The sequence below is a fragment of the Hymenobacter bucti genome, assembly GCF_042681145.1.
In the GTDB taxonomy this organism is placed as follows: Bacteria; Bacteroidota; Bacteroidia; order Cytophagales; family Hymenobacteraceae; genus Hymenobacter; species Hymenobacter bucti.
Map to the genome: position 1 here is coordinate 302001 of NZ_JBHUFD010000001.1, position 22269 is coordinate 324269.

Here is a 22269-nt window from a genome sequence, read left to right on the forward strand (position 1 = left end):
CACGAACTACAAAGTTCGCGCTACGACCTCTCACTTACTTAAAATACTGCGCGTACTGCGCCGGCATGGCGGCCAGCGGACGTATCAAAATGTCTTTATAAAAGACCTCAGCCGCTTCGCTTTGCAGCTGAATCTTACCGGTGGTGAGCGGCTGGCGCTGGCCATTAGCGACGTAGGCCGAGTTGCCTACGGCCATTACCACGTGGCCGTTTACGAGGTGAATGCTCTGGCCATTGACGTTGATGAGCTCTAGCTCCGTCCAGCCATCGGCGGCCGGCTGGTAGCGCGCCGAGGCTTGGCAAAAGCCGGGGCCACCGTTGCCCAGCCGCGTAACCTCAGCCGTGGGGCTGAATTTTAGTGTGTCTTTGGTGGCGCTGCGCTTGGCCCGAATGTCGGCCGACGAGTTGGCGATGCACCAGAAGTCGCCCATGGCGTTGGCGTTATCCACCTCTGATACCTGGAATTCCTGGCTAAGCATCCAGCTGTGCCAGTAGTCTACCCCCGGCTCGCCCTGGCTGTTGTAGAGAATGCCGCTGTCGCGGGGCTCGTTGAGGCGGGGCAGCCACTTTTTGGTGCCCCATTTCACCTTGAGCTTCAGGTCGTAGTTGGCATACGCCTGCTTAGTGAAGAGGCAGCCATAAATTTCGCCGCTGATGCGCAGCACCGGCTGGCCCTGCTGCTGCACCACCGTGAACACGTTGGCCTCGTTTTTATCGTAGCCGATGGGGGGGAGGGCCTTGCCCTGCGCGTCGGTGGGGGGCAGGCCTTTGTCGCCGGGCACATGGCGATGGCTTTCGTACATGCGCCACTTGCTCAGATTTTTATCGAGCAGCGGCGTCCAGTCGCTGGGGGCGGCGCCGGGCAGGGGGGCGGAAGAAACAGTAGTGATGAGCAGCGCGGTGCTCAGGGCTAGAGGTAGCCAGTTTTTCATATAATGAGAAAAAGGAGTGGGAGCTATAAAGCTACTCTCTTATAAGCTCCTAGGGTAGTTTTTGAGCTGGTAGCTGGTCACGATTCACCAAGTTGCTATAGTTGAAATCCTGCGTTAGCTCGGCAGCGTCGAGAGGTAAGCTGCTGCGGTTCATGCGCTACCTGTTTAGCTCGAGAAACGCACTAACTGCGCGGCGGCGATAGTAAAAATCCGCCGTAGCAGTTGCTTGGCGACAGCTGCTAACCGAGGGCGCTGCCTAAAATCAAAAACCTTTTCTGGTTAATTAATGTATGTACATTAAATGTCGATACATTGGTGTATATTTGTGCATCGAATCAGTCTTCGCCACCTAGCCTCGTTTCTAAATCCTCACGCCCATGAACACGCGCTTTTTCCCCGCCGCCGACCGCGGCCTCAAGGACATCGGCTGGCTCAAAAGCCACCTTACCTTCAGCTTCGGGCCCTACGCCAACCCCGAGCGCAATGGCTTTGGCCTGCTCAAAGTCTTCAACGACGACTACGTAGCGCCCGAGAAAGGCTTTGGCCTGCACGCTCACGCTAACATGGAAATCATCTCGGTGCTGCTGGCCGGCACTATGAACCACAAAGATTCCCTAGGGTATTCGGAGGTTATTCCGGCCGGGGGCGTGCAGATAATGAGCGCCGGCTCGGGCATCCGCCACGAGGAGTACAACGTGGGCGACGACGAGGTGAATTTCCTGCAAATCTGGATTGAGCCCAAGCTCCAGAATGTGACGCCGCGCTACCAGCGCCGCCAGTTTCCGGAGGAGAAGCGCGCCAACCAGCTCACCACCATCGTGAGCAACGAGGAGGGCACCGCCCACTGCTGGATAAACCAGAACGCCAAGCTGTCCCTCGGGTACTACACCGAGGCCCAAAGCATAGACTACAGCTTCGCCCCTGCCAATAAGATGCTGTACGTGTTCGTCATCAGCGGCACCGTGCGGGTGAATGACGAGGTGCTGAGCCAACGCGACGCCCTAGGTATCTGGAACACCCACGGCCCCGTGCACCTCGACTGCGCCGCCGACACGCGGTTTTTGCTCATCGAGGCGCCCATCAATCACTAGTTCTGGTGCTTTACCCCACCCCCGGCGAGGGCCGGGGGTGGAGTCTTACGACCGACAAGCCTTATCTAACAAGCTATATTATCATGGAAAACCACATCCTAGGCCTGCACCACATCACGGCCATCGCCAGCGACGCCCAGCGCAATTTTAACTTCTATACCAAGGTGTTGGGCCTGCGTTTCCTGAAGCGCACCGTCAATTTCGACGCGCCCGATACCTATCACTTCTACTTCGGCGACGAAGTGGGCTCGGCGGGCACCATCCTCACGTTCTTCCCCTGGGGCCAGATGACGCCCGGCCGCCGCGGCCCCGGCCAGGCCACCGAAATCGGCTACGCGGTGCCCGCGGGCAGCCTCGATTTTTGGCAGCAGCGCTTTGAAGCCCAGGGCGTAACCTACAACAAGCCCGCCGAGAAGTTTGGCGAGCGCTACCTCACTTTCCTCGACCCCGACGGCCTCAAGCTGGAGCTGACCGAGGTAGCCGACGACCCCCGCACACCCTGGACCACGGCTGAGGTCGGTGCCGAAGTAGCCACCCGCGGTTTTCACCACATTACGCTCACACTCAGCGACGTGAAAGCCACGGCCGCCGTGCTCACCGATGTATTTGGCTACAAGCTGGTGGGTCAGCACGTCAACCGCTTCCGCTACGCCACCGATGCCCTCGGCACCGCCAACATCGTGGAGCTGGTGGCCGCCCCCGGCGAAGGCCGCGGCCACGTGGCCGCCGGCTCGGTGCACCACGTCGCCTTCCGGGTGAAGGACGACGCCACCCAGATGTATTTCCGCGACTTGCTGCTTAAGAAAGGCTTCCAGGTGACGCCCCAGATTGACCGGCAGTACTTCAACGCCATGTACTTCCGCGAGCCGGGCGGCGTGCTCTTCGAAGTAGCCACCGACAACCCCGGCTTCATGGTCGATGAGCCGCTGGCCGAGCTCGGCACCCACCTCATGCTGCCGCCCCAGTACGAAAGCCAGCGCGCCGCCATCGAGGCGCACTTGCCGGTGCTGGGTTAATGGCGTTGCACGCTAAAACCAAATTTTATCAGAGCTAACGCAAGAAGCGTTTGTCCTTGCGAGCATAGCGAAGCAATCGCACCTGTTTAGCTGCACCGCTCGGGTGCGATTGCTTCGCTACGCTCGCAAGAACAGACGATTTTTACACAAACTATACTTTATGAATCCCGCTGCTTTTCAACCGCTTACTTATGTATACAAGCCCGCGCCCGGCGCGGCGCGCACGCTACTGCTGCTGCACGGCACCGGCGGCGACGAGCGCGACCTACTGCCGCTGGCCGCTCACTTCGGCCCCGGCTTCAACGTGCTGAGCGTGCGCGGCAACGTGCAGGAGGGCGGCATGCCCCGCTTTTTCCGTCGCTTGGGCATGGGCGTGTTCGACGAGGCCGACGTAATATTTCGCACCCACGAGCTAGCCGATTTTCTGCCCAAAGTGGCCGAAAAAAAGGGTTTTGACGCGGCGCAGCTTATTGCCGTGGGGTATTCTAATGGTGCCAACATTGCCGGTGGCTTGCTGATGCTGTATCCGGATTTGCTGGCGGGCGCGGTGCTGTGGCGGCCCATGCAGCCGCTGGTGCAGCAGGTGCCCACGTTCGCGGCGCCGCGGCCGGTGCCGGTGTATTTCGCGGCCGGCCAGCAGGACCCCACCGTGCGCCCCGCCGCTACCGAGGCCTACGCCGCCCTGCTCACGCAGGCCGGCTACGACCTCACCCGCCGTGATGCGCCCGCGGGCCACAACCTCACGCAGGCTGACCTCGACGGGGCCGTGGCCTGGATGGCTAAGAATTTTCCGGCCGCCTAGGGCGGCTTCGGGGCTGGCATGCGGTAGCGCGAACCTTGCGTTGTGCTACTGGCCTGGCCTGTGCCCTAACCTGAAAACCGCTGCTCCAGCGGAGCGTCTCATCGGTAGAAAACCTGTCTTTAAGAATGTAGAAAAGCCCCGGTAGGGCGACCCTTTGCGAATGAAGGGGGCGCCCTACCGGGGCTTTGAGCTACCTGCTAACCAGGCGAATTACTGACGAGATACCCCGCCGGGGCTACGACGCAGCTTGGGTTGGGCAGCCGGTGGGAGTAAGCTGAGGCGCAATATATTGCGCGCCTATGTGCTCTTTCTCATCATCCTTTTTTTGTGCTACTTGGTGGCTGTTGTTGCTCAGTGGCAGCGGCCTAGGTGTCCTCAGGTGCCAGAGTCAGCCCCAGGCTGCTCGGCCGCCAGCGCTCACTACCCCTCGGGTGGTAGTGCTGCGTAATGCGAATAATCTGCTGCCCTTGCAGCGCCTCGACACCCTGCGGCTGACCACCGTGACGGCCCGCGCCCAGCCCGTGCGCAAGGCGCTCGATTTTAGCTGGTACCTGGCCCAGGATGTGCGCGACTACGCGCCCGCCAGCTCGGTAGTAGGACCCAAGCCCGCTGACCTGGCCCAACTGCGCCAGCGCAACCTGCTGCTGTTGGCCCTGCCCGAAGGCGGCACCCCCGACCGGGCCGTGGTGCGCCAGCTGCTGGCGCTGCGCGAAAAGCTGGTCGTGCTGGTATTTGACAGCGCGGCACTAACCACGCTGCCCGAGTTGCGCCAGGCCGCGGCGGTGGTGTTCGTGAAAGAGCGCAGCATGAAAGCCTGCAACGAGGCCGTGCAGGTAATTTTTGGCGGGATGGGCGCGGCCGGGCGGCTATCGCCCGCGCTGGCGGCCGGCCTGGGGCCCGCGCAACCCATGCGCGGCGGGCTGCGCTTGGCCTACGCCATGCCGCAGGCAGCGGGTCTGCGCGCTGACTTGCCCGAGCTGGTCGATTCCTTGATGAAGCAGGCGCTGGAGGCGGGCGCTTTCCCCGGCGGGCAGGTGATTGTGGCGCGGCACGGGGTGGTGGCGCTCAGCCGCAGCTACGGGGTGCAGCAGGTGGCCGCGCCCGGCGCCCAGCCGACGCCGGTGCTCAATAACACGCTCTACGATTTTGCGTCTTTGACCAAGATAATGGCCTCGCTGCCAGCTCTCATGCGGTTGCAGGACCTAGGTCTATTTGGGCCCGATTATACCATGAGCGCGCTGTTTGATTTTCTGCAAGGCACTGATAAGCAGAGCTTGCGTCTGCGCGACGTGCTGGCCCACCAAGCGCGGCTCAAGCCGTTTATCCCGTTTTGGCAGGGCTACGTGCAGCCCGACGGCCGCTTGCAGCCGCAGTTTTTCCGGCCCGATTCGTCGGCGCAGTTTCCGCTGCCGGTGGGGCAGGGGCTGTGGGGCAGCCGGGCGCTGCCAGGGCGCATCTACCGGGGCGTGGCTACGTCGCCGCTCAATGCCCAGCCGGGCTACGTGTACTCCGATTTTTCCTTCATGCTCTACCCGTACTACGTGCAGCGAGCTACGGGCCAGTCGTTTGACCAGTTTTTGCAAAAGGAAATCTACGGCCCCCTAGGTGCCACTACCCTAGGGTTTAACCCGCTGCGGCGCTTTCCGCTGAGCCGCATTGCGCCCACTGAGTACGACTCGGTGTTTCGCAAGAAGCTGGTGCACGGTACCGTGCACGACGAAAACGCGGCCATGCTGGGCGGCGTGAGCGGCCACGCCGGTCTCTTCGGCAACGCCAACGACCTGGCCAAGCTGGTGCAGCTTTTTCTATGGCGAGGGCGCTACGGCGGGCAGCAGCTCATCCGGCCCGAAACGCTGGACGAGTATACCGCCTGCCAATTTTGCCCCGACAACCGCCGCGCCCTGGGTTTCGACAAGCCCGCCCCCCAGAACCCGGCCCTCAACGCGGCGCGCAGCGCCAGTCCGCGCAGCTACGGCCACACGGGCTTCACGGGCACGTATTTCTGGGTCGAGCCTGACCAGGATTTATTCGTGATTCTGCTCACCAACCGCGTCAACCCCACCCGCCGCAATGGCAAGCTCGGCGAGCTGGGCCTGCGCTCGGCCTTGCTGCAGCTGGCCATCGAGAGCGCCCTGCCGGGGCAATAGTTGCGCGCAAATTACTGCCTAGTCCTAGGGGAATTCAACCGGCCGAAAAACGGTCGAAAAGCGCCGCGCGGTTGCTTTGTCAGAAATTTTGTGCACATTTAGCTGCGTAAAGTGCAGATGAAGTAGGATAATGCGAAGGGGATAAGTTTTAGCTAATCAAGTGGTTTTACGCTTTGGGTAGGTGCGAATGCGCCGGTGTGGTGCCGGCCGTTTTTTTAATTATTTCCTCTTTTTCCGGTTTCAATGAAGAAATTTTACTGGCTACCATTTGCCTTGTTGCCCGGCGTGCTCGTGGCGCCCCCCGGCCTGGCCCAAACCCCGGCTAGCCCGGCGGCGCCAGCGCCAGCCGGCACCATCACGGGGGTGGTGCGGCAGGCTACTGACCGCACGGCGCTGCCCGGCGTGAACGTGCTGGTGAAGGGCACCAACAACGGCACCGCCACCGACGCCAACGGGCGCTACGCCCTGGCGGGCGTGCCGGCCGGGGCCACGCTGGTGTTCAGCTTTGTGGGCTACACGGCCCAGGAGCGCCGGGCCGATGGCAGCACGCTCGACGTGGCGCTGGTCGCCGATGCCCGCGACCTCGACGAGGTAGTGGTGCTCGGCTACGGCATCAAGCAGGAGCGGCGCGATATCGTGACGGCCGTGCAGGAAGTGACCAGCAAAGACATTATTGATTCGCGCCAGCCCAACATTGTCAATGCGTTGCAGGGCAAGGTGGCGGGCGTCAACATCACCTCGTCGGGCGGCGGGGCGGGGGAGGGGGCCAGCATCGTGATTCGGGGCGGTACCTCGCTCGATGGCGACAACCAGCCGCTGTTCATCATCGACGGGATGATAATGGACAACTCGTCCTTCCAGGAGAGCACGGCGCCCGGTGGCGGCTCGGCATTCAATGGCCTCCTAGGTCGCTCGGTGGGCGCCTCCAACCGCGCAGGCGACCTCAACCCCGAGGACATCGCCTCCATGACGGTGCTGAAGGGCCCGGCCGCCGCCGCGCTCTACGGCCTGCGAGCGGCCAATGGCGCGGTGGTCATCACTACCAAAAAAGGCCAGGCCGGCCGCACGCAGCTCAATTTCCGCACCCAGGTGTCCGTGGATGAGGTGAACCGGCTGCCCAAAATGCAGGACCAGTACGCGCGGGGCTCTAACGGCATTGCAGATGCTACCACCCGCGTGTCGTTCGGGCCGCGCTTTCAGCCCGACCAGCCTATCTACGACAACCTAGGGAATTACTTTCAGAAGGGCTATTCCTACCAAAACTTCCTGAATATGTCGGGCGGCTCGGAGAAGGTAAGCTTCTTCGCCTCGGCTTCCAACTTGCAGCAAACCGGCATCACGCCCCAGAGCAAGTACGACAAGACTACGGTACGCCTCTCGGGTTCGGCCCAGATTTCGCCCAAGCTCAATGTCACCGGCTCGGCGCAGTACCTCAACTCGGGTGCTACGCGGCCCTTGCAGGGGCCGGGGCTGCTGACGTCGGCGGGCACCAGCTCGGGCGGCTTTATGCTGAGCTTGCTCAACTGGCCGCGCAACGACGACGCCCGCAACTACCTCAACCCCGACGGCAGCCGCCGCCGCCTGCTGCCCGCGGGCAGCGGCCCCGATGCCGACGCCGACAACGCGTACTGGGCGGCCGAAAAGAACCCCCAAACCGACCGCACCAACCGCTTCGTGGGCAACGTGCAGCTGAGCTTTTCGCCGGTGAAATGGTTGACGCTGAGCCACAACATCGGTACCGACTGGTACACCTCGCGCAACACGTCGGTGCGGGCCGTGGGCACCTCGCAGGTGAGCAACCAGAACGGTGGCATCGCCGAAACCGTGGAGCAGAACCGCCTGACCACGGCCACCTCGCTGGCCACGCTCACGCACGACTTTGGCGAGAAGCTGCGCGGCTCGCTCATCCTAGGTAACACGATTGAGGAAAACCGCAACGAAGCGGTGGACTACCTGGGCTTAATTTTCCAGAATCCGAACTTCATCGGGCTCAATAATACGGTGACGCGCAGCGCCTTGCAGCGCGACTCGAAGCGCCACCTCATTGGCAATTTTGCCCGCTTGCAGGCCACTATTTTCGACCAATTGATAGTGGAATTGCAGGGGCGCTACGACCAGTCATCGACCTTGCCTCGGCCCGACGAGGGCAAGATTTTCGGCAAGGGCTTCCTCTACGGCTCGGCCGCGGCGGGCTACGAGTTCACCAAAGTCCTAGGTCTCGACCAGAACCCGATTCTGAACTACGGCAAGCTGCGCGCCTCGGTGGCCGAGGTGGGCCGCGACACGGGGCCCTACCGCGTGCTGTCGCCGCTCACGAGCAACACCTACCTAGGCGGCGGCGTGCGCAACGATTTCTACGGCTCCAACCCCAACCTCAAGCCCGAGCGCACCCGCACCTACGAAGTGGGCATGGCGCTGCAGTTCTTCAAAAATCGGCTGAGCTTGGACGTCAACTACTACCGCTCGCGCACGATTGACCAGCTCATTGCGCCGCGCGTGAGCCAGGCTACGGGCTTCATCTTGCAGTACATCAACGGCGGCGTGGTGACCAACGAGGGCCAAGAAATCAGCCTCAGCGGCACGCCGGTGCGCACCAAATCGGGTTTTAACTGGGACGTGCTGCTCAACTTCTACCACAATACCAACAACGTGGAAAGCCTGCCCGCGCCGCTGACCGTGGTGTACCAGTCCGATGCTTTCATAACGAACGTGCACGAGGGCGGCGCCTTCCCCGGCCACCCCATCTCGGGCATCGCGGCTTCGGATTTTGCCCGCGTCAACGACCCCAACAGCCCCTACAACGGGCAGGTGATTATCAACCCCACCACCGGCTTTCCTACCGTCAACCCCACGTTCGTGTACGCCGGCAACCGGGCGCCGCGCTTCACCACGCAGCTCACCAATACGTTCACCTACAAAGGATTGTCGCTGAGTACGCTGTTTGATTTTCGGGTGGGCGGTGTGGTCGTGAATGGCAATGACTACTACCAGACCACAGTAGGCACTTCCAACCGCACCCTCGACCGCTACAAAACGGTGGTCTTCGACGGTGTAGTGGCTACCCGCGATGCCAGCGGCAATACCACCTATACTCCCAACGCCCGTCCTACCGAGCTGACGCAGAGCTACTACACCACCGTGCTCAACACCGTGGGCACGCCCTTCATCGAAGATGGCTCGTGGGCCCGCCTGCGCTACCTCACCCTGAGCTACGCGCTGCCCGCACGCTGGCTGGGCGGCAGCAGCTCCTTCCTGAAAGGCATTGAGCTAAACGTGACCGGCCGCAACCTAGTGCTGCTGACCAAATACACTGGCGCCGACCCCGAAACGGCCTCGGCCGGCGCGGGCGTGCGCGGCGGCGGCTCGGGTGGCATCGACTACGGCAACGTGCCCGCCACCCGCGGCGTGGACATGGGCCTGCGCGTTAACTTTTAAAGCTTATCCCTAGATGAAAAAATATCTTCTTTTACTCGGGCTGCTCGGTGGCACGGCGGCGCTGACGTCGTGCGAGAAATACCTCGACGTTAATACCAATCCCAACAACCCCGTCGTCTCGACGCCCAACTTCCTGTTGCCGGGCATCATTTCCAATGGCATCCAGACGCAGATGTTCACGGCCCTGCGCACGCCCTACATCACGCAGTACGTGGTGAGCCGCACCGCCAACAGCGGCGGCAACGACCAGTACTACTTTACCAATGCGCAGAGCACCAACACGTTTAACTACTCGTACTTTCAGTCGGGTGGTAATATTCCGCCCATGATAGCGGCGGCGCAGGCCGAAGGCTCGGTCTACTATGTGGGCGCGGGCAAGATTATGCAGGCGCTCATCTTGGCCCACGCCACCGATATGCTCGGCGACGTGCCCTACACTGAGGCCTACCTAGGCGCCAACAACTACACGCCCAAGTACGACGCGCAGCAGCAGATTTACGCCACCATCAACCAGCTCTGCGATGAGGGAATAGTAGAAATGCAGAAGCCCGCGTCGGCCAATTTTCGGCCCTTTTACACCACCTCGCCCAGCGAGAGCGGCGACATTCTGTACAAGGGCGACGTGAACAAGTGGGTCCACATGGCCTACACCCTTAAGGCGCGCCAGGCCCAGCACCTCACTAAAAAGCAGAGCTACGACCCCGCCGCCGTGCTAGCGCTTTGCGAGAAAGGCTTCACTTCCAGTGCTGATGATGCGCAAATAAACTTTCAGACGGCGGTGCTACCGCTCGCCAACACCACCAACATCTTCGGCCCCACGCGAGCGAATTTCGGTACGGCTACCTTCTCGACCAACGTGGTGAAGTACCTGAACGGGACGACCTACCCCGGCGTGGTAGACCCGCGCTGGGGCATCCTAGCGCCCACCACCAGCACCGGCGTCGACCCCGGCATTGGTACCGCGGCCACTACCACGGGCATCAACGTGACGCCCGGCTCTACTCCGGCCGTCACCGACTTCTACGGCAGCTGGTACGCCCGCGACCTAGGATACTTCGAAGTCCTGACCTACCACGAACTGAAATTCATCCAGGCCGAGGCCTACCACCGCGCCGGCAACCTGCCGCAAGCCTACGCCGCCCTGCGCGAAGGCGTGCGGGCCAACATGGCGAAAGTGGGGGTAGGGGGTACTTACTCACCGCCGCCAGTCACGTTTCCGGCTATCACCACGGCCCAGATAAACGCCTACCTGGCTTCGGCCGCTATGCCCCAGACGGCGGCCGCCACCACGCTGCGTCAGATTATGGAGCAGAAGTACCTGGCTATGTTCCTCAACCCCGACGTTTGGTCGGATATGCGCCGCTTCGATTTCCGGTCGGATATCTACGTCAATCTGGTCTACCCCTCGCGGGCCAACCCGGCGCTTGCGGCTGGCACTACAGCCCTCACGCGCTTCCCGCGCCGCCTGCTGCCCGGCGCCACCGAGGTTACTTATAACCCCGGCGCCGTGGCCAAGCTCTTCACCGACGCCGGCGCCACCACCAACGATGAGTACGTAACCAAACCCCTGTGGTTTGACATGCCCTAGGTCCTCTAAATTTGACCATTACCTACCATATGAACGCATTAAACAAGCGCATCCTGCCGCTGCTGCTGGGGGCGGGCTTGCTAACTGGCTGTGAGAAAGAGCTGGACACTTATTACGTGCCGCAGAGCGCGCCGGGCTTCTTCACCATTGGCATCCTGGGCACTACTCTCAACACCACGTTTGCCGCCCGCTACGGGACGGGCCGGAGCATCCCGATAACGGCCGCCTACAACCAGACCGACAACCCGACCACCATCACCGTCTTTCAGGCCACCCGCACCGATTCGATGCAGGTAGGAAGCTACCCGGCCAGCGGCACGTTCAACCAAACGTTCCAGACGACCACCCAGGCTATTCCCTACGTCGTGCCCACCACCTACGCCTTGAACACGACGGTGCGCCTCGATGTCACGCTGACGTTTGCCAGCGGCGCGCAACGGCGGCGCAGCATCACGTACACTGTCGCTAACTAAGTCCAGCGGGCTGGTTTGCCTTTTATTGTTAAATAAATGGGTTAAAAAGCCCCGTTGGCTCCGGTCGGCGGGGCTTTTATGCGGATTATCGGCTAGTTATGCCGACCTTTGCGCCCCGTTTGGCACTCGCCTCGCTATTCCCACCTGTATGACGCGCTCGTTTTTGACACAGTTTGCTGCGCTAGTACTGGCCAGCTTCGCTGTGCTTTACGGGCTGCGCGTGGCCCTGGGGGCGGCGGTGGTGCACCCCCTGGCGCCCTACGTGCTGGGCGGTTTGCTGGCGGTCACGCTGCTCACTTACTGGCTCACGGCGCACTTCGTCACGCGCTCGGCCGATAACTTCCTCGGCGCCTACTTTGGGGGCGTCGTGCTGCGGCTGATGCTGTCGCTGGTCATCGTGCTCGTGTACTTCTACCGGGGTGGCGCGCACGAAGGCCGGGGCACTTGGGCCTTCCTCGGGGTGTTCTTTGTGAGCTACTTTCTAGGAGCTGGCTTTGAAATCTGGGCTATTTTTAGTAACTTGCGCCCGTTTTCAAGCAAGCAAGTACCCGAAGCATAGGAATTTACCAAATTAATCGGGTTTTAATTAGTTTTAAATGAAGAGGTTACTTACGCTACTTTTCTGCCTTTGCACGTTTGCCGGCTTCGCGGCCGAGCCCACCGAAGGGGGCAAAAAAGAGGCGGCGTTCAACCCCGGCGAGATGATTCTGCACCACATCGGCGATTCGCACGAGTGGCACTGGTTCTCGACCGATAACCGGCACTTTACGTCTTACCTGCCCATCATCGCTTACCGCCCTGGCAAAGGCCTGTCGGTATTCTCATCGCAGAAGCTGGCCGCTGAAAACGAAGGTGCCGAAGGTCCCGAGTACGACGGCCTGAAGCTGCACCACGAAAAGTTGGTCTCGACCGATGGCACCAAGGTATACGACCTCTCTATTACTAAAAACGCCGTCGCCCTCCTAGGTAGTGCCGTACTGATGCTGGTCGTATTCACTAGTGTAGCAGCTGGTTACAAGAAAAACCAAGGCCGAGCGCCCAAGGGCATTCAGTCGTTTTTTGAGCCCATCATTGTCTTTATCCGGGATGAGATAGCCAAGAAGTCAATTGGCCCAAAGTATGAGCGGTACATGCCCTATTTGCTCACCGTTTTCTTCTTTATCTGGTTCAATAACCTGTTGGGCCTCACGCCCGGCGCGGCCAACCTTACCGGTAACATTGCAGTAACGGCTACGCTGGCTATCATGACGCTGGTAATTACATTATTTAGCGCAAATAAAAATTACTGGGCACACATTTTTGCTACGCCAGGCGTACCGAAGTTGCTGCTACCCATAATGATTCCGGTTGAGCTGATTGGTGCTTTTTTGGTTAAGCCCGTTTCGCTCACCATCCGTCTGTTTGCTAACATCACGGCTGGCCACATCGTAATTTTGAGCTTCATCAGCTTAATTTTCATCTTCCGCTCGCCCGCAGTAGCGCCAATATCCTTGGCCTTCGGCTTGTTTATCAACGTGCTTGAATTGCTAGTTGCCATCTTGCAAGCCTATATCTTCACCCTGCTCACCGCTATGTATATCGGTGGCGCAGTGGAAGATCACCACCACGATGAGGAGCATGCGCTGGACATGCAAACCGGCCCCGCTGGTAGCGTTATCCCCAATCCTGCTGCTCACTAATCCCCTAGGTTGCTTTCCACCGGGTAGTCAAGAGATTGCCCTCCTTTAGTTTTTTCATTTCCCCACACTTTCCCTCTTTTTTTATGTTGCTCTCTCTGTTACTGCAGATTGCTAATGCCACTGGTTTGGCTGTATTTGGTGCTGCTATTGGTGCTGGTCTGGTAGCCCTTGGCGCTGGTCTTGGCATTGGCCGCATCGGTGGTCAGGCTATGGAAGCCATTGGCCGTCAGCCAGAAGCTTCGGGCAAAATCCAAACGGCTATGTTGATTGTAGCGGCCCTTATTGAAGGTCTGGCCCTGTTCGCAGTAGTAGTCTGCCTGCTGATTTCGTTCAAGCTCTAAGGATAGAGAGGACACCAAGCAGCCCGCTGCGCGTCGCTTCGGCGTAGGGCGCGGCGGGCTGTTTGCGTGAAGGTAGCCGGTTGAAAATGTGCCGAATGTGAAAAATCGAGAAATGGAGTGCTGTTAAAGCAAATCAGTTTTCGAGGTAAGCACTTTCCTCATTTTCTGCATTTACCCCACTAGTTAATCTCTATTTATTATGGAAATTGTAACCCCCGAGTTAGGCCTCATTTTTTGGCAGCTGGTCATTTTCCTGCTGGTGCTGTTTCTGCTGGCCAAGTTCGCTTGGAAGCCGATTCTGATTGCCCTGCGCGACCGGGAGGACAGCATCGACAATGCCCTGCGCATGGCCGAGCAAGCCAAGCTGGAAATGCAGAGCCTGAAGGCCGGCAACGAAAAGCTGATGGCCGACGCCCGCCGCGAGCGCGACGAGATGATGAAGGAAGGCCAGAGCATCGCCAACCAAATCGTCGAGAAAGCGAAAACCGCCGCTACGGAAGAAGCTAACCGCATCACGCAGCAAGCGCGCGAGTCGATTCAGCAGGAGAAAAACCAGGCGCTAGCCGAGGTGCGCAACACCGCCGCCCAGCTCAGCGTGGATATTGCCGAGCGCTTGCTTCGCCGCGAGCTAGCCAACCCCGCCGCCCAGCAGCAGCTGGTAGACGAGTACCTCAAGGATGTAAAATTGAACTAAGCTGTTAGCCGTTGGCTGCTAGCTAGCAGCTTCCTTTATGGGAAGAACGAGCTAGCAGCCAACAGCTAAAAGCTAACAGCTACCTCAAATAATGGCCAACCAACAAGTAGCCGCCCGCTACGCGAAGTCCTTGCTGGACCTGGCGCAGGAGCAGGGTAACCTGGCAACGATTAAGCAGGACATGGACTTGCTGGCCAATACGATGGCCGGTAGCCGTGACCTGCGCTTGTTGTTGCGCAACCCGATTGTGAAGCACGACAAGAAACTAAGCATCCTCAATGCCGTGTTTCAGGGCAAGGTTTCGGAGATGCTGACGCGCTTCTTCCAGATTGTGACTAGCAAAAACCGTGAAGCGGTGCTGGAGCACATCGGGACCGAGTTTTTGCGGCAGTACAACGTGCTCATGGGCGTGCAGGTAGCTGAGGTAACCTCGGCCGTGCCCTTGACTCCCGAAACCCGCGTCGAAATTGAGAAAATGGTGACCCGCCAAACGGGCCTTACCCAGGTTTCGCTCACCGAGAAGGTGGATGCTTCGCTGATTGGCGGCTTCGTGCTGCGCGTTGGCGACCAGCAGATTGATGATTCGGTACGCGGAGGCCTGCGCCGCTTGCGCACCTCGCTTGCCGACAAGACTTATATTCCCAGCTTAAACTAATATTCTCATGGCAGAAGTACGCCCGGACGAAGTATCCGCCATCCTGCGGCAGCAGCTGTCCAATTTTAAATCGGCCGCTGAGCTCGAAGAAGTCGGCACGGTGCTGCAGGTTGGCGACGGCGTGGCCCGTATCTACGGCCTGTCGCACGCCCAGTCGGGCGAGCTAATCGAGTTTGAGAACGGTCTGCAAGGCCTCGTGCTCAACCTGGAAGAAGATAACGTGGGTGCCGTGCTACTCGGCGACTACGCCGAAATTCGGGAAGGCGACACCGTGCGCCGCACCAAAAAGATTGCCGCTATCCAGGTAGGTGAAGGCATTGTGGGCCGCGTGGTGAACACCCTAGGGCAGCCCATCGATGGCCGCGGTCCCATCGTGGGCCAGACCTACGAGATGCCCCTCGAGCGCAAGGCCCCCGGCGTAATTTTCCGCCAGCCCGTAACCGAGCCCCTGCAAACCGGTATCAAGGCTATCGACGCCATGATTCCGATTGGCCGCGGCCAGCGCGAGTTGATTATCGGTGACCGCCAGACCGGCAAGTCGACCGTAGCGCTCGATGCTATCCTGAATCAGCGCGAATTTTTTGACCGCGGCGAGCCCGTATTCTGCATCTACGTGGCCATCGGCCAGAAGGCTTCGACGGTAGCGCAGGTGGTGCAGGCCCTCACCAAGGGCGGTGCCATGGACTACACGGTGGTGGTAGCGGCTTCGGCTTCGGACCCCGCCCCGATGCAGTTCTATGCGCCCTTCACGGGTGCCGCCATAGGCGAATACTTCCGCGATACGGGTCGCCCGGCGCTGGTAGTGTACGATGACTTGTCGAAGCAGGCCGTGGCGTACCGCGAGGTGTCGCTGCTGCTCCGTCGCCCTCCCGGACGCGAAGCCTACCCCGGCGACGTATTCTATCTGCACAGCCGCCTTTTGGAGCGTGCCGCTAAAATCAACGCTTCGGACGAGATTGCCAAGAACATGAATGACCTGCCCGAAAGCCTGAAGCCGCTGGTGAAAGGTGGCGGTTCGCTGACGGCCCTGCCGCTCATCGAAACCCAGGCGGGCGACGTGTCGGCCTACATCCCGACCAACGTAATCTCGATTACGGACGGCCAGATTTTCCTTGAGACCAACCTCTTCAACGCCGGTGTGCGCCCCGCTATCAACGTGGGTATCTCGGTAAGCCGCGTGGGTGGCAACGCCCAGATTAAGTCGATGAAGAAGGTATCGGGCACGCTGAAGCTTGACCAGGCGCAGTTCCGTGAGCTAGAGGCGTTTGCCAAGTTCGGCTCGGACCTCGATGCTTCCACCAAGCTCACCATTGAGCGCGGCCGCCGCAACCTGGAGATTCTGAAGCAGCCCCAGTTTTCGCCCGTGAAGGTGGAGGACCAGGTGGCCATCATCTACGCCGCTACCAACGGCCTGCTCGACACTGTACCCGTCAACCGCGTGCGCGAGTTCGAGAAGGAGTTTACCCAGACGCTGAACGCCCGCCACCCCGACGTGCTGAAGTCGCTGAAAGCTGGTAAGCTTGATGATGCCGTGACCGGTGCCCTGCGCCAAACTGCCAAGGATGTAGCTGCCAGCTACGCCGCTAAGTAAGAAGCTATTAGCTGCTGGCTGTTAGCTGTTAGCTTTCCTACTGGAAAGCGTGCAGCTGGCAGCCAGCAATTTTTGCATGGTATTAAAAAGAGCTACTAGCTAACACAAATGGCCTCCCTTAAAGAAGTTCGCTCGCGCATCCAATCGGTTTCGAGCACGCAGCAGATTACCAAAGCCATGAAAATGGTGGCGGCGGCCAAGCTGCGCCGGGCCCAGGACAACATCATCCGGATGCGCCCCTACGCCCAGCGCCTGACCAGCATCCTGGCCAACCTGACGCGCACGACCACCGACGACATGGTGAGCGAATATGGTGAGGTGCGCGAAGTGCGCCGGGTGCTGATTATCGCCATTACCTCCGACCGCGGCCTGGCCGGCGCCTTTAACGCCAACGTCTTCAAAGGCGTGAACGCATTGATTGCGGCCCGCTACGCGAGCCTGCCAGTAGGCAATATCTCGGTGATGGCCATCGGCAAGAAGGCGCACGACTACTACGGCCGTCGCAACATGCTGGTGGGCAACTACACGCACGTCTTCACCCAGCTCTCGTTTGACACGGTGCGCGTAGCCGCGGAGGAAGCTATGCGGGGCTTCACCGAAGGCACCTATGATGAGGTGGTGATGGTGTACAACGAGTTTAAGAACGTAGCTACGCAAGTAGTGCAAGCCCAGCAGCTGCTGCCGCTGGTGCCCACGGAAGTGCCCGCGGGCACGCCCAGCGCCAACGAGCCGGCCAATAGCGTTGACTACATCTTCGAGCCGAGCAAGGAGGAGATTATCAAAACCCTCATCCCGCAGAGCCTCAAGATTCAGTTGTACAAAGCGGTGTTGGAAAGCAACGCTTCGGAGCACGGCGCCCGCATGACGGCGATGGATAAGGCCACCGACAACGCCGGTGAGCTACTGAAATCGCTGAAGCTGACTTATAACCGTACGCGTCAGGCCGCCATCACCACCGAGATTCTCGAAATCGTGGGTGGTGCTGAAGCTTTGGCGGCTAGCCGGTAGGCTACCCAAATTTGCTGAAAAGGCGCTGTGGCTTAGGAGCCGCAGCGCCTTTTTTGTTTGTAGCTACCTGTGGCCAGCCACTCCGGCGTATTAACCCTCTCTTTAGCGGGCGTAGCGAACTCGTACGGGTAGTCTGGACACTAAAGTTGGCGTAACTCTAGCAGAAGAGGACAGCCCTGGACACACCGAGGGGGAAGCGTCCCTGGGACCGGGGAGGCGGAGCGAGCATCTTTGCAGGATACTGGCCCGCGTGTACTAGGGCTACCTGCTGTGCCAGTAACCAAGCATTGTGCCGGTAGCCAATACCCCGTAGCTGGCTGGTAAAAGTATTGCAGCGTGCTGAAGTTACGTAGGCTTATTGGCGACCAACAAAAGCGGCTGGTCGAGGCTAGCAGGAAGGAAAAGCACAGTCGCAGCCGATAGATTATTTAAGGTGATTTTTGCCGCTGGGGAAGATATAATCACAAAAACGCCGGCATAAGTCCTGTGCTCTTGGTAGTAAATCCTGTAGCCCTTACTTTTGTCCAACACGCTCTTCTTACTATGAAATCAAATATCTTTCAACACTTCGTTGCTAGTGCTACTAGCAACCTAGCCGCACGGCGGCGGGAAGTAGAAAATGCCCTGCTAGTGCAGGCATTGTGTGGTCGCCAGCCCAGCCCGGCCGTAAGAGCCCAGCTGCAACGCTACGAAACCGGCGAGCTATCTCGCGAGTCGGCGTTTGCCGGCCTGTACGTGGGACATAAGTAAAACCCGACTTTTCGGAAGCTAAGCGATAATATTAAGCACGTTCAAGCTCTTGCTTTACTTATAAAAAAACTCCTCGACTGGTGCGCAAGATTGCCTGAGGAAGTGGCTGTGCTAGAAGCGGCCTGCGCGGTACTTTTGCGGGGTAATGCGCTACTTTATTCATTTTGCCTACGACGGCACGGCCTACTGCGGCTGGCAAGTGCAGCCCGGCGTGCCCACCGTGCAGGCGGCTCTCAACCTAGCCCTGACCAATGTGTTGCGCCAGCCCGTCTCGACCCTAGGCAGCGGGCGTACCGATGCCGGCGTGCACGCCAGCCACCAGGTAGCCCATTTCGAAGCCGATTTTCCGCCCGAAATGACGCTGGAACTGCTGCGTTACCGCCTCAACCGGGCCTTGCCCAAAGATGTGCAGGTCTTTCGCATCCACGAGGTAAGCCAGCAGGCCAACGCCCGCTTCTCAGCCGAGGCCCGTACCTACGAATATTTTGTGAGCTTGACGCCCGACCCTTTCCGGCGCGACCAAGTGCTGTACCTCGACCGGGGCAACCCCGACGTGGCGGCCATGAATGAGGCAGCCGGCTATATCGTCGGGCAGTTCGATTTCACAGCTTTCTCGAAGGTGAAGGGGGCCGAAACGCACTACATCTGCCGCCTCCACGAAGCGGGTTGGCATGAGGTACCGGGCGGGCTGGTTTTCCGCATTCGGGCCAACCGCTTTGTACGCGGTATGGTGCGCCTGGTAGTGGGCACGCTGCTCGATGTGGGCCGGGGCAAGCTTACGCCTCTGGAATTCCAGCAGATACTGCACCGGCAGCAACGCATTGCCGCCAGCGGCGCGGCGCCAGCTAAAGGCCTGTATTTAAGTAAGGTAGAGTACGAACCTGGGATTTTGCCAGCGGATAGCCTAGAAGAAGAGGCTGTCAATTAGTATAAAATAGCCTGTTAGGTTCAAGAGCCTTTCTGCGTGAGTATAAAATAGCCCAAAGTTAATGTGCGTAGGCGGGCATCGCTATTGCCTAGCAGGTGGCCGGGGCTTGGCATACTTGCGAGCTAGCTGCCGCAGGTAGCGCTCCGAGGCGGGCGAGAAGCGCGGGGCGGACTTGTCTTTTTTAGCAGCTTTCTGGTAGAGCAAAGCGAAGGCTAGCGGGTCATCGGCGTGGTCGAGCAGCTGCTGGCGGTAGCCCGCCCGCGCGATGGGTGGACGCCATGTAAAAACCTGGCAGGTGGCCGTTGGTGCCGTTGGTGAGCCGACGGTAAAATTTGAGCGGCGTGGCTGCCCCGCCCGCCGCCTGCACCCGAATGGTGGAGTCAATTTTCTGGATGACGGCGGGCGCGGGCCTCAGCAGCCACGAGCGAATTTCGGCCGAGTCGGCGGGGTTGGCTAGCCTAGGTACCTTGTCGGTGAAGTCGGCGGTGCCCTCGTTCAGGGCGCTGTAAAATGCCCACAGCAGGTTGTCATCGGCGGGGTTGGTGGGTTCGTAGTGGGTGCTGGTGGTGCGCAGCTGGTGGTGCATTTCATGGGCTTCCAAAATGCCGGGCTTCGTGGCGTTGCCATCGCGCACGCTGCGCATGCTGAAGACCAGGCCGGTCTGCTGCGAGGTAGCATCATTGCCCAGCATGACGTAGTAAATCTTGAGGTTGGCCACCTTGGTGTGGTTGCGGGCGGGCAGCGCCTCGTAGGCGTAGGTGTACATGCGCCCTAGGTAGTCGGGGTTCTGTTGCATGGCCGCTACGTAGCGCCGGTCCTCCGCTTCGTGCTCTTTGTAGTCGTTCGCCAGCACGTAGTACCACACGTTGGCCTTTATTTTGGCCTGCCGTAATGAGTCGTAGCGCGGCATGTAGGCTACTTCGATGGCCCGGCGGTAGCGCGCCAGCTGCTCGTCGTTGTACACGGCGTCTACGTATATTTTATTGCCGGGCAGCGCCAGAAACGATTGCCAGGCTTGGTCGGTCAGCGGCTCGTTGCGGCGCAGGGCGTCGGTGAGCTGCCAGTAGCGCGTGGCCGATTCAATATCGATGGTCTGGGCGTGGCTAAGGCTGGTAATCAGCAAGAAGGTCAGCAGCAGCAGGCGGGTAAAATAAGAAGTCATATGACCAGCTAAAGGAGGCGCGCCGAAGATATAGCCACCCTGCTTAGCTAATGCGCGCTCCGCCGTAGACTTTCCCTGCCCGACCTTTGTTAGGACTACTGACTTATGGACCCAACTACTGCTACCAAAACCGGCCAGGTATTCGACTGGCAGGTGCTGCGCCGCCTGCTCACCTACGTGCAGCCCTACCGCGGCGTATTCATCGGCCTGATTGTGCTGACCGTGGCGGCGGCAGTGCTCGGCACGGTGCGTCCGGCGCTCATTCAGCGCATGGTCGATGTGGATATCAACAACAACGACTGGGCCGGCCTCAACCGCTCGACCCTGTGGCTGCTGGCCCTGCTGGTGGTGAATACGCTGGTGAGCTACCTCCAGACCTACTACGGCGGCTGGCTGGGCCAGTACATCGTGCGCGATATCCGCACCGACCTCTACCGGCACCTGCTCAACCTCAAGCTCAGCTTCTTCGACCGCACGCCCCTGGGGGTGCTCGTGACGCGTAATATCTCCGACGTGGAAACCCTGGCCGACGTGTTCAGCGAGGGCCTGGCCGCGATGGTGGGCGACCTGCTCCAAATCGTGTTCCTCATGATTTTCATGTTCTGGACCAACTGGCAGCTGGCGCTAGTCAGCCTCTCGGTTATTCCGCCGCTACTCTTCAGCACCTACGTATTTAAGGAGAAGGTCAAGGGCAGCTTTCAGGAGGTGCGCAACGCGGTGGCCAAACTCAACAGCTTCGTGCAGGAGCACCTGACGGGCATGAACGTGGTGCAGATTTTCAACAACGAAGACCGCGAGTTTCGCAAGTTCGAGTCCATCAACCAGGAGCACACCAAGGCCAATATCAAGTCGGTGCTCTACTACAGCATCTACTTTCCGGTGGCCGAGGTGCTAGGGGCCATCGGCGTGGGCCTGCTGGTGTGGTACGCCGCCCAGGGGCAGATTGAGGGCACCATCTCGAAGGGCGCGCTCATCGCTTTCATCATGTACAACTCGCTGTTCTTTCGGCCCATCCGGCAGATTGCCGACCGCTTCAATACCTTGCAATTGGGCCTAGTGAGCACCGAGCGCCTGCTCAAATTGCTCGATAATAAGGACCTAGTGGCTACCTCCGGCACCGCCCCGGTGCCGCAGTTGCAAGGCGAAGTGCAATTCGACCATGTGTGGTTTGCCTATAACGGCCAGGACGGCGAAACCACCGCGCCCGAGTGGGTGCTCAAGGACATCAGCTTCCACGTGAAGCCCGGCCAAACCATCGCCTTTGTGGGTGCCACCGGCGCCGGCAAAACCAGCATTATCAATCTGCTATCGCGCTTTTACGACATTCAAAAGGGCACCATCAAGGTCGATGGTCAGGACCTGCGCGAGTACGACCTCAGCCAGCTGCGCCGTCAGATTGGGGTCGTGCTGCAAGACGTATTCCTGTTCGCCGGCTCTATCCGCGATAATATTACCCTAGGCAACCGCGCCATTAGCGACGAGAAAATCTGGGAAGCGGCCGCGCTCGTGGGCGCCCAACGTTTCATCGAGCGCCTGCCCGGCGGCCTTGATTACCCTGTGATGGAGCGCGGTGCCACGCTCTCGGTAGGCCAGCGCCAGCTCATCAGCTTCGTGCGGGCCCTGGTGTACGAGCCCCGCGTCATCGTGCTCGATGAGGCCACCTCGTCGGTCGATTCGGAGACGGAGGAGATGATACAGGGCGCCATCGACAAACTCATGGAAGGCCGCACGGCGCTCGTTATCGCCCACCGCCTCAGCACCATCCAAAAGGCCGACCGCATTATTGTGCTCGACCGCGGTGAAATCAAGGAAACCGGCACCCACGACGAACTGCTGCGCCAGAATGGCTACTACGCCCAGCTTTACCGCATGCAATACGCCAGCACTGAGCAACTAGCATTTAATAATGAGCAGCAGCCAATTGACGGCAAAGCCGCTAACCAAGCCTAGGCCTGCTCAATATTTATTGCCCATTATC

20 protein-coding genes are annotated in these 22269 nt (G+C 59.8%); 17 read left to right on the forward strand and 3 right to left on the reverse strand.

What is annotated here, in order from left to right; translation table 11 throughout:
- Positions 1–34: 34 nt before the first annotated feature.
- Entirely contained in the window at positions 35–931 is an 897-nt protein-coding gene (locus tag ACFSDX_RS01200) for a 3-keto-disaccharide hydrolase (RefSeq protein WP_382311307.1), read from the reverse strand.
- A gap of 377 nt (positions 932–1308) precedes the next feature.
- On the opposite strand from ACFSDX_RS01200, the gene ACFSDX_RS01205 reads away from it, so the two are divergent.
- The 16 genes from ACFSDX_RS01205 to truA all read left to right on the forward strand — a co-directional run bounded on the left by ACFSDX_RS01205 (position 1309) and on the right by truA (position 19129).
- Positions 1309–2022 (forward strand): pirin family protein, encoded by a 714-nt coding sequence (locus tag ACFSDX_RS01205; RefSeq protein WP_382311309.1) that lies wholly within the window; start codon positions 1309–1311, stop codon positions 2020–2022.
- A gap of 83 nt (positions 2023–2105) precedes the next feature.
- Positions 2106–3038, forward strand: coding sequence for a ring-cleaving dioxygenase (locus ACFSDX_RS01210; protein ID WP_382311311.1), 933 nt, complete (start codon positions 2106–2108; stop codon positions 3036–3038).
- Positions 3039–3198: 160 nt separating this feature from the next.
- Entirely contained in the window at positions 3199–3840 is a 642-nt protein-coding gene (locus ACFSDX_RS01215; RefSeq protein ID WP_382311313.1) for an alpha/beta hydrolase, read from the forward strand.
- A gap of 437 nt (positions 3841–4277) precedes the next feature.
- Positions 4278–5987 (forward strand): serine hydrolase domain-containing protein, encoded by a 1710-nt coding sequence (locus ACFSDX_RS01220; RefSeq protein WP_382311315.1) that lies wholly within the window; start codon positions 4278–4280, stop codon positions 5985–5987.
- A 243-nt stretch (positions 5988–6230) separates the two neighbouring features.
- Positions 6231–9422, forward strand: a complete 3192-nt coding sequence (locus tag ACFSDX_RS01225; protein WP_382311317.1) for a SusC/RagA family TonB-linked outer membrane protein — start codon at positions 6231–6233, stop codon at positions 9420–9422.
- A gap of 13 nt (positions 9423–9435) precedes the next feature.
- On the forward strand, positions 9436–11010 hold the full coding sequence (locus ACFSDX_RS01230; RefSeq protein ID WP_382311319.1) for a SusD/RagB family nutrient-binding outer membrane lipoprotein: 1575 nt from the start codon (positions 9436–9438) through the stop codon (positions 11008–11010).
- Positions 11011–11039: 29 nt separating this feature from the next.
- Entirely contained in the window at positions 11040–11483 is a 444-nt protein-coding gene (locus ACFSDX_RS01235) for a hypothetical protein (RefSeq protein ID WP_382311321.1), read from the forward strand.
- A gap of 148 nt (positions 11484–11631) precedes the next feature.
- On the forward strand, positions 11632–12042 hold the full coding sequence (locus ACFSDX_RS01240; RefSeq protein ID WP_382311322.1) for a hypothetical protein: 411 nt from the start codon (positions 11632–11634) through the stop codon (positions 12040–12042).
- A gap of 37 nt (positions 12043–12079) precedes the next feature.
- Entirely contained in the window at positions 12080–13162 is a 1083-nt protein-coding gene (atpB, locus tag ACFSDX_RS01245; RefSeq protein WP_382311324.1) for a F0F1 ATP synthase subunit A, read from the forward strand.
- An 83-nt stretch (positions 13163–13245) separates the two neighbouring features.
- Positions 13246–13503, forward strand: coding sequence for an ATP synthase F0 subunit C (atpE, locus tag ACFSDX_RS01250; protein WP_144846205.1), 258 nt, complete (start codon positions 13246–13248; stop codon positions 13501–13503).
- Positions 13504–13702: 199 nt separating this feature from the next.
- Positions 13703–14197 (forward strand): F0F1 ATP synthase subunit B, encoded by a 495-nt coding sequence (locus ACFSDX_RS01255; RefSeq protein WP_382311326.1) that lies wholly within the window; start codon positions 13703–13705, stop codon positions 14195–14197.
- A gap of 91 nt (positions 14198–14288) precedes the next feature.
- Complete coding sequence (gene atpH / locus ACFSDX_RS01260; RefSeq protein ID WP_382311328.1) at positions 14289–14852, forward strand: ATP synthase F1 subunit delta; 564 nt, start codon at positions 14289–14291, stop codon at positions 14850–14852.
- A gap of 7 nt (positions 14853–14859) precedes the next feature.
- Positions 14860–16443, forward strand: a complete 1584-nt coding sequence (gene atpA / locus ACFSDX_RS01265; RefSeq protein ID WP_382311330.1) for a F0F1 ATP synthase subunit alpha — start codon at positions 14860–14862, stop codon at positions 16441–16443.
- A gap of 108 nt (positions 16444–16551) precedes the next feature.
- Positions 16552–17451, forward strand: a complete 900-nt coding sequence (atpG, locus tag ACFSDX_RS01270; protein WP_382311332.1) for an ATP synthase F1 subunit gamma — start codon at positions 16552–16554, stop codon at positions 17449–17451.
- A gap of 543 nt (positions 17452–17994) precedes the next feature.
- A complete protein-coding gene (locus tag ACFSDX_RS01275) occupies positions 17995–18201 on the forward strand; it encodes an antitoxin VbhA family protein (RefSeq protein ID WP_382311334.1) in 207 nt (68 codons plus the stop codon).
- Between the two features lie 145 nt (positions 18202–18346).
- The gene (truA, locus tag ACFSDX_RS01280; protein WP_382311335.1) at positions 18347–19129 is read left to right on the forward strand and encodes a tRNA pseudouridine(38-40) synthase TruA; all 783 of its coding nucleotides are present in this window, start codon (positions 18347–18349) and stop codon (positions 19127–19129) included.
- A gap of 81 nt (positions 19130–19210) precedes the next feature.
- Here the strand turns inward: truA and ACFSDX_RS01285 are convergent, their stop codons facing one another.
- The gene (locus ACFSDX_RS01285) at positions 19211–19396 is read right to left on the reverse strand and encodes a DUF5700 domain-containing putative Zn-dependent protease (RefSeq protein ID WP_382312312.1); all 186 of its coding nucleotides are present in this window, start codon (positions 19394–19396) and stop codon (positions 19211–19213) included.
- On the reverse strand, positions 19350–20291 hold the full coding sequence (locus tag ACFSDX_RS01290; protein WP_382311337.1) for a DUF5700 domain-containing putative Zn-dependent protease: 942 nt from the start codon (positions 20289–20291) through the stop codon (positions 19350–19352). The genes ACFSDX_RS01285 and ACFSDX_RS01290 overlap by 47 nt, the downstream gene beginning before the upstream one ends.
- A 105-nt stretch (positions 20292–20396) precedes the next feature.
- On the opposite strand from ACFSDX_RS01290, the gene ACFSDX_RS01295 reads away from it, so the two are divergent.
- Positions 20397–22241, forward strand: coding sequence for an ABC transporter ATP-binding protein (locus ACFSDX_RS01295; protein ID WP_382311339.1), 1845 nt, complete (start codon positions 20397–20399; stop codon positions 22239–22241).
- Positions 22242–22269 lie beyond the last annotated feature (28 nt).